The 11,060-nt window shown below is 46.4% G+C and carries 14 protein-coding genes; 9 read left to right on the top strand and 5 right to left on the bottom strand.

All coding sequences use genetic code 11. From position 1 onward, the window contains the following. Nucleotides 1-74 precede the first annotated feature (74 nt). The 4 genes from AC5JL3_RS24630 to AC5JL3_RS24615 all read left to right on the top strand — a co-directional run bounded on the left by AC5JL3_RS24630 (nt 75) and on the right by AC5JL3_RS24615 (nt 3,741). A complete protein-coding gene (locus AC5JL3_RS24630; RefSeq protein WP_496076981.1) occupies nt 75-452 on the top strand; it encodes an RNA-guided endonuclease InsQ/TnpB family protein in 378 nt (125 codons plus the stop codon). A gap of 119 nt (nt 453-571) precedes the next feature. Next, on the top strand, nt 572-1,720 hold the full coding sequence (gene cbiD, locus AC5JL3_RS24625; RefSeq protein WP_496076980.1) for a cobalt-precorrin-5B (C(1))-methyltransferase CbiD: 1,149 nt from the start codon (nt 572-574) through the stop codon (nt 1,718-1,720). Between the two features lie 142 nt (nt 1,721-1,862). Next, entirely contained in the window at nt 1,863-3,491 is a 1,629-nt protein-coding gene (gene guaA, locus AC5JL3_RS24620; RefSeq protein ID WP_496076984.1) for a glutamine-hydrolyzing GMP synthase, read from the top strand. A gap of 76 nt (nt 3,492-3,567) precedes the next feature. Next, nucleotides 3,568-3,741 (top strand): hypothetical protein, encoded by a 174-nt coding sequence (locus tag AC5JL3_RS24615; protein ID WP_496076979.1) that lies wholly within the window; start codon nt 3,568-3,570, stop codon nt 3,739-3,741. A gap of 121 nt (nt 3,742-3,862) precedes the next feature. On the opposite strand, the gene AC5JL3_RS24610 is transcribed toward AC5JL3_RS24615, so the two are convergent. Then, nucleotides 3,863-4,702, bottom strand: coding sequence for a DUF3598 family protein (locus AC5JL3_RS24610; RefSeq protein ID WP_496076978.1), 840 nt, complete (start codon nt 4,700-4,702; stop codon nt 3,863-3,865). A 139-nt stretch (nt 4,703-4,841) separates the two neighbouring features. On the opposite strand from AC5JL3_RS24610, the gene AC5JL3_RS24605 reads away from it, so the two are divergent. Beyond that, nucleotides 4,842-5,198 (top strand): hypothetical protein, encoded by a 357-nt coding sequence (locus tag AC5JL3_RS24605; RefSeq protein ID WP_496076977.1) that lies wholly within the window; start codon nt 4,842-4,844, stop codon nt 5,196-5,198. A 223-nt stretch (nt 5,199-5,421) separates the two neighbouring features. Here the strand turns inward: AC5JL3_RS24605 and AC5JL3_RS24600 are convergent, their stop codons facing one another. The 4 genes from AC5JL3_RS24600 to AC5JL3_RS24585 form a co-directional block, all read right to left on the bottom strand. Further along, nucleotides 5,422-5,589, bottom strand: a complete 168-nt coding sequence (locus tag AC5JL3_RS24600) for a TIR domain-containing protein (protein WP_496076983.1) — start codon at nt 5,587-5,589, stop codon at nt 5,422-5,424. Nucleotides 5,590-5,788: 199 nt separating this feature from the next. Further along, entirely contained in the window at nt 5,789-5,989 is a 201-nt protein-coding gene (locus tag AC5JL3_RS24595) for a response regulator (protein WP_496076976.1), read from the bottom strand. Nucleotides 5,990-6,082: 93 nt separating this feature from the next. Then, the gene (locus AC5JL3_RS24590) at nt 6,083-6,244 is read right to left on the bottom strand and encodes a hypothetical protein (protein ID WP_496076975.1); all 162 of its coding nucleotides are present in this window, start codon (nt 6,242-6,244) and stop codon (nt 6,083-6,085) included. A 171-nt stretch (nt 6,245-6,415) separates the two neighbouring features. Then, entirely contained in the window at nt 6,416-7,861 is a 1,446-nt protein-coding gene (locus AC5JL3_RS24585) for a protein kinase domain-containing protein (protein WP_496076974.1), read from the bottom strand. A gap of 351 nt (nt 7,862-8,212) precedes the next feature. Between AC5JL3_RS24585 and AC5JL3_RS24580 the strand changes: the two genes are divergently transcribed. The 4 genes from AC5JL3_RS24580 to AC5JL3_RS24565 are packed head-to-tail and all read left to right on the top strand — an operon-like array spanning nt 8,213 to nt 11,048. Next, nucleotides 8,213-9,106: a shikimate dehydrogenase gene (locus tag AC5JL3_RS24580; protein ID WP_496076982.1), complete on the top strand. Its 894-nt coding sequence runs from the start codon at nt 8,213-8,215 to the stop codon at nt 9,104-9,106. A 28-nt stretch (nt 9,107-9,134) separates the two neighbouring features. Further along, nucleotides 9,135-9,791, top strand: a complete 657-nt coding sequence (locus tag AC5JL3_RS24575) for an AAA-like domain-containing protein (protein ID WP_496076973.1) — start codon at nt 9,135-9,137, stop codon at nt 9,789-9,791. Next, entirely contained in the window at nt 9,791-10,012 is a 222-nt protein-coding gene (locus AC5JL3_RS24570) for an AAA-like domain-containing protein (protein ID WP_496076972.1), read from the top strand. The genes AC5JL3_RS24575 and AC5JL3_RS24570 overlap by 1 nt, the downstream gene beginning before the upstream one ends. A gap of 58 nt (nt 10,013-10,070) precedes the next feature. Continuing rightward, the gene (locus tag AC5JL3_RS24565; protein ID WP_496076971.1) at nt 10,071-11,048 is read left to right on the top strand and encodes an AAA-like domain-containing protein; all 978 of its coding nucleotides are present in this window, start codon (nt 10,071-10,073) and stop codon (nt 11,046-11,048) included. The last annotated feature ends 12 nt before the right edge of the window (nt 11,049-11,060 follow it).

Below are 11,060 nucleotides of genomic sequence, written 5' to 3'. Positions count from 1 at the left end.
GTTGTTGTTGTTGTTATTTAATTAATTAATAGACTTAACAAGTTGTCGTAGTAGAGAATCTTCATGTCAAGGGCATGGTTCGTAATCGCAATCTAGCTAAGGCTATATCTGATGCGGGATGGGGAATGTTCACCAACTTCTTAGCCTACAAGCTGGAGGACAAAGGTGGTGTGTTGGTCGAGATTGACCGATGGTTCCCCAGTTCCAAGCTCTGTTCTAATTGTTACAACCAAGTCAGTGAGTTGCCGCTAGACGTGAGGGAATGGACTTGCCCTCACTGCAAAACTCATCATGACCGGGACGGGAACGCCGCAACGAACATAAGAGCAGAAGGCATCAGAATGCTACAGGTGGATGGAACGTCCATCTCTGCTGACGGAGGGGAAGTAAGACCAAAAGGGGGACGCAAGTCCGTCTTGTGGCATTGCCCGTTGAAGTCAGAAACTGCCTGAGAGCGAAGCTCACTGGCAGTAGTTCATGCTCAATTCTTCTATTTTCGAGAAAGTCAACTACTCAAACCTACCTGGATAGCTAAAAGCTTTGAAATCTACAGATTGAGGATTTTCCTCTCATGACAACTCCAACGCCGCAATCTGGATATACGTTACCCGTGTTTGCCTGTGCTGCGGCGATTGCTGCCTTGCATTGGTTACGCCAACCTCAATTACTGGATGCTGTATTAGTAGACTTAATTGAACCTCCGGAAACGGTAAAAATTCCCATTGAGCAAGTGGCTGGAATTGGCGAGGGTATGGCGCTGGCTGTTACCCGCAGTAACCCTGGTGATAACCTTGACCTCACACGTAATACCCCAATTTGGGCAGTAGTGGAATGGGGAAAACCAGAGCAATCTGAACCGATTCGTTTACTGGGGGGAGAGGGAATTGGCAAACAACTGGATACAGGTGGCAAGGCGGCAATTTATGCTTATGCTGAGCGGCTACTGCAAGAAAACCTAAGACATCATCTGGCACTGGGGGAAAAAATCAGGGTGACTCTGATTCTGCCGGAAGGGCGTCAACTAGCACAGCGTACCTCAAATGCGGCTTTTGGGGTTGTGGAAGGGCTTTCACTGCTAGGGACAACTGGGATTTCTCAGCCTCTAAGTGCGCCTGGTCAACTAGAGGCTTTTTGTGAGGAGCTTAGACACAAAGCTACTAATTTAGGGAGTCGGGAAGACTCTTCCAGCATTCCAACGTTGGTCTTTTGTGTGGGGGAGAATGGCTTGGATTTGGCGCAGCAACTGGGGATTAACTCGGAATTGCTGATTAAGACGGCTAATTGGTTGGGGCCACTGCTCGTTACCGCCGGATTGGAGCAAGTGCCAGCAATTTTGTTGTTTGGCTATCATGGCAAGCTGATGAAATTAGCGGGTGGGATTTTTCATACTCACCACCATCTCGCGGATGGACGACTGGAAATTCTCACGGCTCATTGTGCAACTCTCGGTTTACCAACAGCAGTGTTACAGGAGGTTTTTGCGAGTGCAACGGCTGAAGCGGCACTGAAGTATCTTCGTAAGCTAGACGCTACTAATGGCAGTAATTGGGTAGATCGGGTTTACGGTGCGATCGCATCTACAATTGATGTTCGCTCCCAAGACTACATCCGTAAACATAGTGAGCAGAACGTGCGTGTCGGTTCAGTTTTGTTTGATCGCGATCGCAAAATCATCGTCACCAGCAAAATGGGTGCCACGTTACTAGCTCAATTGTGTTAGTTTTGTATGAATCTCTACAGTCTTACTTCCTCGAAACCAGCAGGTTTCTTTCTAAAATTCACGACTCTAGATCGCTGCTCCTGATAGACACTTGGGTGGCGAGATATTTGTACATTTACTCGATTCCATGACGGACGTATCAGTGTCACTACCAACAGAACAAGCCTCCCAAACGAGTGAGACGTTGCCGCTAACGTCTCTACAAGAGCCGTTAAATCGTCAGATGATCGTCATTCTGGATTTCGGCTCTCAATATTCTGAGCTGATCGCTCGTCGTATCCGCGAAACTCAGGTTTATTCTGAAGTTCTTTCCTATCGCACAACTGCCCAACAGCTACAGCAGCTTAATCCCAAAGGCATTATACTCTCTGGTGGCCCAAATTCTGTTTATGATGCAAACGCTCCTCTATGTGACCCAGAAATTTGGAGTCTAGGCATTCCCGTATTGGGAGTCTGCTATGGGATGCAGTTGATGGTGCAGCAACTCGGTGGCGAGGTAACGCGGGCTAAGCGGGCGGAGTATGGAAAAGCTTCGCTAGCCATTGATGATCCCACAGACTTGCTGACGAATGTCGAAGACGGCTCAACGATGTGGATGAGTCATGGCGACTCTTGTGAAGCCTTACCTACTGGGTTTGAAATCCTGGCGCATACAGAAAATACCCCTTGTGCTGCGATCGCACACCACGATAAAAAGCTGTATGGTGTACAGTTCCATCCAGAAGTAGTCCATTCCATTGGGGGACTTGCCCTTATTCGTAACTTTGTCTACCACATCTGTGATTGTGAACCGACCTGGACAACAGCCGCGTTTGTCGAACAATCGATTCGAGAAATTCGTGCCAGGGTTGGCGATAAACGGGTGTTGCTGGCGCTATCTGGTGGTGTTGATTCCTCAACGCTTGCTTTCTTGCTCCACAAAGCGATTGGCGACCAATTGACTTGTATGTTCATTGACCAAGGCTTCATGCGAAAAGGTGAGCCAGAAGGATTGGTGCAGCTATTTTTAGAGCAGTTTCACATTCCAGTCGAGTATGTGAAGGCACGCGATCGCTTTCTTGCCAAAATCGAGGGTATCACTGACCCTGAAGAAAAGCGCCGCCGCATTGGTCATGAATTCATCCAGGTCTTTGAAGAAGAATCCAAACGCCTTGGGCCTTTTGATTATCTCGCTCAAGGCACTCTCTATCCTGACGTAATTGAGTCAGCCGACACGAACGTCGATCCGAAAACAGGTGAGCGAGTTGCGGTGAAAATCAAGAGCCATCACAATGTCGGTGGCTTACCCAAAGACTTACGCTTCAAGCTCGTTGAACCTTTACGCAAACTCTTCAAAGATGAAGTGCGTAAAGTCGGTCGCTCGATTGGCTTGCCAGAGGAAATTGTACAACGACATCCTTTCCCAGGGCCAGGCTTAGCGATTCGCATTATCGGTGAAGTGACAGCAGAACGGTTGAATATCTTACGCGATGCTGACTTCATCGTCCGTCAGGAAATTCAACAGCAAGGGATGTACCACGACTTCTGGCAAGCCTTTGCCGTGTTACTTCCAGTACGCAGTGTCGGCGTTATGGGCGACCAACGCACCTACGCTTACCCTATCGTCTTGCGCCTGATTAATAGTGAAGATGGCATGACGGCTGATTGGTCACGAGTGCCTTATGACTTGTTGGAGACAATCTCAAACCGGATTGTTAATGAAGTCAAGGGTGTGAATCGGGTAGTTTACGACATCACCTCTAAGCCTCCTGGAACGATTGAGTGGGAATAGTTCGGGTTGTTTGTTATTAGTTGTTTGTATTTTTTTTATGAACAACCAATAACAAATAACCAAGTCTTTGGGTCATATGGATTTGATTGTTCTATTACTAATGGCACTATTTAATGCGGTTGTTTGCATCTGTTTACCCAAGATTCTGATGCTGCTCTCGTCTAACATCATGAGCTGGAGTAAGGGATTCAGTGGCGAAGTACAAGAAGTGCCTACTGCTGAGCTAGCGCAGCGTACCCTTGCTCTGTGAGTTCTGGACCTACACCTAGGAACAAAAACTTTCATTCACAGACTCTAGACAACTGAGGACTTACGCAGTTAATCGGTGAAAGCCTGATTTTGATGTCGGAGCAAGGCGCATTGCTAAGCCCTTACTCAGCTTTTACTTTTTGCTCGTTCACCAAAGTCAGACTGCTCCATTCTCCTTTATCACTATAAGTACGAACCAGCCGCTGACGCTGATCGGGTTGCAGCAACCATCCTACCTCTAGAACAAAAAAGTGACCGGGTTTAACGGCTAATGGGCAGTTGGATGATGCTCCATCTGGTAGCAACAACACTTGAACAGGTAGCCGACTTTGGTCAAAGTGAAGAATAGAACCATCGACTCTCGCTGTGGAGGTGATGGTTTGAGCGGAGGTGCCAGTCCCATACGTTAGTTGTTGGACTACACGGTTAGGCTCTTCGCGATGGAGTCTGAGTTGAGTGGGATAGGTATCAGGTGATCGCATATCTGGATAAATTGTCACCGCCTCTCCATGCCATTCCCCTAAAAGCTGCTCCAAAGTTAGTTCTGGGCGTTCTGGGGTATCTGTACCCGCCAATTGTTCTCGAATTAACGTTATTCGTGATAGCTGACTATCTTTATTGAATAGCTGCACCAGACGCAAACGGCGATCGCCTTCAATTAAGCCGAGTTCTCCTCCACATTCGGCAAAGGGTGCCCATTGAATCGTCCCTTGGGAAAATGCCCCATTTTTAAACAATAGGATGCTTCGATTTAGAGAACTGTATTCTAGGACTTTTTCCTCGACTGGCTGATCAGGAGGGAGACGGCGGACAATCTGACGAATGGTTTGGTTATCATTCAGTCCTTCCAGACTCACTACGGTAGGCGTATCTTCCAGTTGTTCCCCTTGGGGAGAGAATCGGGTAAATGAACCCTGCCATTCTCCTAAATTTTTCAATAAGCATTCCCATTGTGATGGCATTTTTTTGTACAGCAACTAAATTGTTTATTCTCTAGCTTAGTTCCCGGCGCGAAACTCAAGCCGTGAACCGAGAGCGATCGCTTTTAAGGAAGCTAAAAAATATATCCAAAGACATATCACATTTGATAGTGGTTAATACTTGTGTATTACTGTCACAAAGGATACAGACATACCCAAGACGAAAGGCTTATCTATTGTGGGTTCACTCTGGCACGTCCCTCTGCCATTAGGTAGTTCTAAAAACAGTCGAGTTGTAGTCTACTTTTACAACGACAGATGGTTTCCCATTACGTTCTATACATTGGCTGATGCGATCGCATTGCACCATCAGGCAGTGAGAGAAGGAAGAGAACTGGTTGTCTTCCCTCCGGGTTTAGATCCTCGGACTTTTGAAGAGAGTTATCCGACTTCGGACCCGATCGAGGACGTTAGTCTATCGAAGAAGGTCTTTCGGAAATATACTCTCCTGTTGCTAGTGCTATGTCTTCTTTCGTGAGTGAGAGAAAATCTGCTTAGCCCTCTTCTGTCACTCTCCGAGAATTAGAATGAAGAAATAGATACTGTAAACCGCGTGCCTTGTAGGCAGGGCAATGGATGTAGAGTTACAAATCCTAAAACATTTGGCAAGAGAGGCACAGCCGACTGTATCCTTCATCGATAAATATTGTGTGGGTTCATGTTATATTCCCCGGGTAATTTCTGTTCCGATTGCGATTTGTTTAAACTCCAGTTCCCGCCATACTGAAATCTTCATCGAGACGTTGATTTATAAGCAATCTATTCTCCCAATCCGCCCAGATGTCCCACTGTTGTTGGCAGAGGGCTTCATAAAACTCCGTGACAAACTCCTTGTCCTTTCGGGAGTAGGAGATAAAGATGTCGATCATGCACCTATCTGAGGAAGGAGTTTTTCTTTATGTCTAGGTTAATCCCTCTAAATTGTTAGCGCAAACTTTGCGATCGCGATTCTTCAACTTTCGGTTTCTATTTAAGGTCGTTGCTTGTCCAAATTTATTTAGGTGTCGTGGTGGATGGTTGCATCCGCCACACCATCACAGATATAGCGGATGCAACCAGCCTATAAGTCTAACGGACAAGATTTGCGATCGCTCTTGCCAACTTCTCTAGTTCCACGGGGTTAGGAACGTGCATCTGAAACCCGACTGTAACTGCCTGCTGTTGATTAACGTCTCCTGCATAGGCAGTGAGCGCGATCGCTGAAATTTGTCCTTCTGATGCTGGCAACCTTACTTGGCGCATCAACCTATAACCATCCAATTCAGGCATACGAATATCACTTGATTACTTACGTGATGCCCCTGGAACATCTTTACAAGTGTTTATACTCGTGCATTGAATCTGCTACAGCAGACTCAAGACTCACTCCTCCAAGTTCACCTGTTTTACAACCTCCAAGGGTAGCTCTAGCGCCTCTGCAATTTGCTCGTCACTTAAGCCAAACTGTCGTAATTTCTTGATTGTCTTTGCCAATACTTGTAAATTGACTGTAAGGCATGGGTTGTCTGATTCGCTGAGTGACACCTTTCAATTCAAGGGTATCATCACTAAGACTGACGCACTAAGTACGAAAAATCAAACCTTGAGATTGCGATCGCAAGTGCCCTGGCTGGTTCTAGAATCGATCGCGTATCCTCAATCACGTACTTTAATCGCGGTACCTGTTAACTGGTTACTTATTTCTGCCGCGCTGCACTAGTCACCCGATCCACCCATTCCGCCCATTCCACCCATAGAAGATACGCCCAAAGCCAAAATTCCCAAAACCACAAGCGAAGCGATGAGTAAAATTGCTGCTGCAATGAAGAATCCTGCGATCGCCCACATTCTTTGATGGCGTTTAAAATCCTTCACACTCTGCCAGCGACGACTTTTCCAAGCCCACTCATTACCCTTGACACCCAGAATTACTGCCATAATTGGCCAAGTCATGCCAAAGGTAAACAGGACAGTAATCAGGCTAAAGTCCGTCCAAGCGAGTAGTCCAATCCAAACCCGATTGGGAATGCACCAAAAACCAGGTAGGAAGAATGCGCCCCAGTTCCAGCCTTGAATTTCTTTGGGCACAGTGACGGAAGCATCAAATATATTCCCACTTCCGGAATTATTGGTTGGTGTTGCTGGCGTATAGTTTGCTGGAGGATCATTTTGAGTAAAACGAGGATGCAGTTGCGTTGGGGCGACGCTACTACGAGTTTCTAGTTGCTGCAATAGTTCATCAGCCGATTGGAAGCGTTCTACAGGCTGCGTTGCAAGCATTCGTTTGAAGATACCAGTTAGGAACGGGCTTAACCTCACATAAGTTTCCCAGTCCCATTGCATCGTTTCTAAGTCAATCAATTGCTGAGGTGGCTTGCCCGTCATCAAGACAAGTGCTGTAACACCCAAAGCATACAAATCACTGTGAGGAGCGGCTATTCCTAAACGTAGTTGTTCATCAGGAGCATAGCCAATTTTACCCAAGCGAGTACCACCAATAGATGGCGTGGAATTTTGGGAACTCGCAACAGCTGTGGCAACTTTTTGGCTAATTTGTGTGACACCGCCCAAGTCAATCAAAACTGGAAGTTTGTCTTGATTACGGCAGATGATGTTGTCTGGGGAAATATCGCGGTGGATGACACCTAGAGAGTGGAGATAGCTTAAGACAGGAAGTAATTGCTGCAATAGCTTGATGATTTCGGCTTCACTGAAGGTTTGTCCTTGGGCAATTCGCTCTTCTAATAAAGAGTGATAGGTTTTACCTTCGATGTAGTCCTGGACTAAAAATAGCCGTTTTTCTTGGCGAAAAAACTCCCAGAATCGAGGAATTTGAGGATGTTGAAGTTTGTGCAGCATCGCTGCTTCTCGTTGAAACAGTTCTTCTGCTTTTTGGAGGGCATAAGTTCCTTGATTAGTCGGCGTTAGTTCTTTGAGAGTAACCAGTTCATTAAAACGTCCTGTATCTTCGGCCGAATAGGTTCTGCTAAATCCACCTTGCCCCAGTGGACGGCGAATGATGTAGCGATCGCGTAACCAAGTGCCAGGGGTTAAGCCATTGTGATTGGCATTCTGTGTCAGCAGAGAGACACCACAGCCAGAACAAAAACGTGCCCCACCAGGATTTTCTTGTCCACAACTCGTACAAGAAACCAAATTCATGAAAATACTCTCTTGACTAGCGCTTGACTACCAGCTTATCCAGTCTCAGTACTCCTCGACTACTAAAGACTCTCCTGATTTTTAGATTGCACAATGATGTTTTTGAACAAAGTGTGGTATTTCAAGACTCTCAGCCATAAGTCAGAGATATAGCGTTTCTCTATTTGCTGAGGTACAAAGTAGTTAGCTTTAAGGCAGAAGGCAGAGAGAGGGCAAAGGGCAGAAGTTGAGTGTACTCCACTTATTTGAGAACCGCTATAACTGTGGCGTTAAACCTCTGGTATCTTAGCTGGGTGTGCATTTCAATTTCATTTTTTGTTCACTAAAGAGAAATACTAGGACTTGATGCAACTGATTACAGGGACAACTAAACTACTGGGTGTGATTGGTAGCCCAGTTGAGCATTCTTTATCCCCCGTGATGCATAATGCGGCGATCTGCGCTTTGCAGCAGCGCTGGGCTAACGCCTCTTTGGGTGTCGATTATGTTTATCTCGCTTTACCTGTAAATGCGGCTGATTTGAGTGTAGCGATCGCAGGTTTTAAAGCAATCGGTTTAGTCGGCTTCAGCGTCACCATTCCCCACAAACAGGCAATAGTCCCTCTGTTGTCAGAGGTTTCAGCAGTTGCCAAAGATGTCGGTGCGGTGAATACTGTTTGGCGCACAGATGAAGGTTGGAGTGGAACGAATACTGATGTAGAAGGCTTTATTGCACCCTTGCAAGCTTACAACCGGGATTGGAGCCAAACAACAGTTGTCATTCTAGGACATGGTGGTGCGGCGAGAGCTGTGGTTGTTGGTTGTACTCAATTAGGTTGCACTGACATTCACGTTGTTGGTCGCAACAAGCAGAAGTTAAGTGCTTTTGAGCAAAGTTGGGTGGATAGTTCCTTACCAGTAACCTTAGATATTCATCTTTGGGAGCAACTGCCAGAACTACTATCCCAAGCCGATTTGATAGTGAATACAACTCCCGTAGGGATGTATCCTCACGTTGAAGAGTCTCCTGTTGATGCCGTGGCGATGCAAGCGATTAAAGAAAATGCGATCGCTTATGACCTGATTTACACCCCCAACCCAACCCAGTTTCTTCAACAAGCCAAACAACAGGGTGCTATTGCAATAGATGGCTTAGAAATGTTGGTACAACAGGGAGTCGCTGCCTTCAAAATCTGGATAGGACAAACACCGCCAGTAGACATCATGCGGCAATCCTTACAACAACACTTAGGCTTATCAACTTAAACCTTCCTTATCTTTTTCTCTACCTGACTTGACAAATACCTTGCAAACGATAGACATGGCAGCGTCTCTCTCGGCTTCAGAATATGGGCTAGAAACCGTTGATGTATATAGAAAACTTAAGGGTTGGAACAAATTGGATGAAGATTGGGCTGAATGTGCCGGAGTTTCAACAACTACTTTGAGGAGATTTTGGGAAAGCCGTCGCATCCAACAAACTTACTTCCAAGCAATTTGTCAGGCAGTTGGGTTAGAGGAGTGGGAATGTATTGTTGACAGGGAAGCATTGGTTGGCTCTCGTTCAGCTCAACTTGATGATAGGGAGAAAGGAAAAACGCAAGAGAGAGCAAGTTTTACTGGTGAAGTACTTCTGCAATCCTCTGCTAGTACCGGAGTTGACACAAGTGAGTGCAGCCAAGAACAAGAGTTCAGTGTTGCTCAACAGGTTCGTAAAGGGTTTACAGCGCGTCCAGTCTCTTTTGATTCTCCATTCTATGTCGAGCGTCCTCCTATTGAATTTGACTGTTACAACGAGATTGAAGAACCAGGCGCTCTGATTAGAATTAAAGCGCTTCGGCAAATGGGAAAAACTTCGCTAACTAACAGGATTTTGGCTCATGCGCGATCGCAAAACTATCAAACTGTGCGTTTGAATTTAATTGGACAGAGCGTCAAGTTCAGCCGTTAATGGCAATGCTGGGAGGGCATCCTTTTCTAGTACGGTTGGCTCTCTATCGGATTAGTTGTCAGGACATTACGTTAGAGCAACTGTTGAAAACAGCTCCTACGATGCAGATGTATCAGCTACAGAGAATGGGATTGGTACAGCTTGATGGCAATGAGGTAATGCCCCGTTGCAATTTGTATCGTGAGTATTTTCGCGCTCGACTGAAAGGAGAATGCCGTTAGGCTCATCGCCTACCATAACTGAAGATTTCCCTCTGCCTTCTGCCTTTTGCTATAGCTGATGAACACAGTACAAAATCAGGTCTACAAATATAAAGTTGGGGGAAGTCTACCCGTTAATGCTCCAAGTTATGTGGTGCGACAGGCAGACCAAGACCTTTATGAAGGCTTGAAGGCTGGGGAATTTTGTTATGTTCTGAACTCGCGGCAGATGGGTAAATCTAGCTTGCGGGTGCAAACGATGCAGAAGCTAAAACAGGAAGGATTTGCCTGTGCCTCTATCGACCTCACGAGAATTGGGAGCAAAGTTACTTCTGAGCAGTGGTATGGCGGAGTAGTCTGCGATTTATGGCGGAGTTTTAATCTCATCGGAACGGTTGATTTCCGGACTTGGTGGCGCGATCGCGAATTGCTCTCACCCGTACAGCGATTGAATGAGTTTATCGAGTCAGTGTTGCTTGCGTCGATTGACTCTAAGATTGTGATTTTTGTCGATGAAATTGATAGCGTTCTCAGTTTGTCATTCTCGCTTGACGATTTTTTTGCACTTATTCGCGCCTGCTACAACCAGCGTGTTGACCAACCCGACTATAATCGCCTCCGGTTTGCACTGTTGGGAGTGGCACTGCCCTCCGATTTGATTGCCGACAGAAACCGGACACCGTTTAATATTGGTCGAGCGATCGCGTTGAGTGGGTTTCACATTGAGGAGGCTCAACCTTTAGCTCAGGGATTGGCTAGAAAAGTCAGCAATCCTGAGAAAGTGCTAGCAGAAGTATTAGCGTGGACCGGGGAGCAGCCTTTCCTCACCCAGAAGCTTTGTCAACTCATCCTCACGCTTGAGGAGGACGTTTCCCAAGGGCGCGAATCGGAGTGGATCGAGCAGTTAGTAGACTCGCGCCTAATTGTAAATTGGGAAGCGCAGGATGTACCGGAGCATCTTAAAACGATACGCGATCACCTTTTGGGTAGCGAACAGCGCACGGGTAGGTTATTAGCCCACATTCCGCCCTTTGAGTGTCACAAGCAGATAATTTAGTGGAGCGCAATC

Source organism: Symplocastrum torsivum, assembly GCF_059505465.1.
Note: the sequence above shows the minus strand (reverse complement) of the source record. Positions and strands in the feature narration are given on the sequence as shown.

Bases quoted from the DNA above. Each gene is read 5' to 3' on its own strand.
- AC5JL3_RS24630 (WP_496076981.1), top strand. From the start codon at position 75: ATGGTTCGTAATCGCAATCTAGCTAAGGCTATATCTGATGCGGGATGG.
- cbiD (WP_496076980.1), top strand. From the start codon at position 572: ATGACAACTCCAACGCCGCAATCTGGATATACGTTACCCGTGTTTGCC.
- AC5JL3_RS24615 (WP_496076979.1), top strand. From the start codon at position 3,568: ATGGATTTGATTGTTCTATTACTAATGGCACTATTTAATGCGGTTGTT.
- AC5JL3_RS24610 (WP_496076978.1), bottom strand. From the start codon at position 4,702: ATGCCATCACAATGGGAATGCTTATTGAAAAATTTAGGAGAATGGCAG.
- AC5JL3_RS24600 (WP_496076983.1), bottom strand. From the start codon at position 5,589: ATGATCGACATCTTTATCTCCTACTCCCGAAAGGACAAGGAGTTTGTC.
- AC5JL3_RS24595 (WP_496076976.1), bottom strand. From the start codon at position 5,989: ATGCCTGAATTGGATGGTTATAGGTTGATGCGCCAAGTAAGGTTGCCA.
- AC5JL3_RS24585 (WP_496076974.1), bottom strand. From the start codon at position 7,861: ATGAATTTGGTTTCTTGTACGAGTTGTGGACAAGAAAATCCTGGTGGG.
- AC5JL3_RS24570 (WP_496076972.1), top strand. From the start codon at position 9,791: ATGGCAATGCTGGGAGGGCATCCTTTTCTAGTACGGTTGGCTCTCTAT.
- AC5JL3_RS24565 (WP_496076971.1), top strand. From the start codon at position 10,071: ATGAACACAGTACAAAATCAGGTCTACAAATATAAAGTTGGGGGAAGT.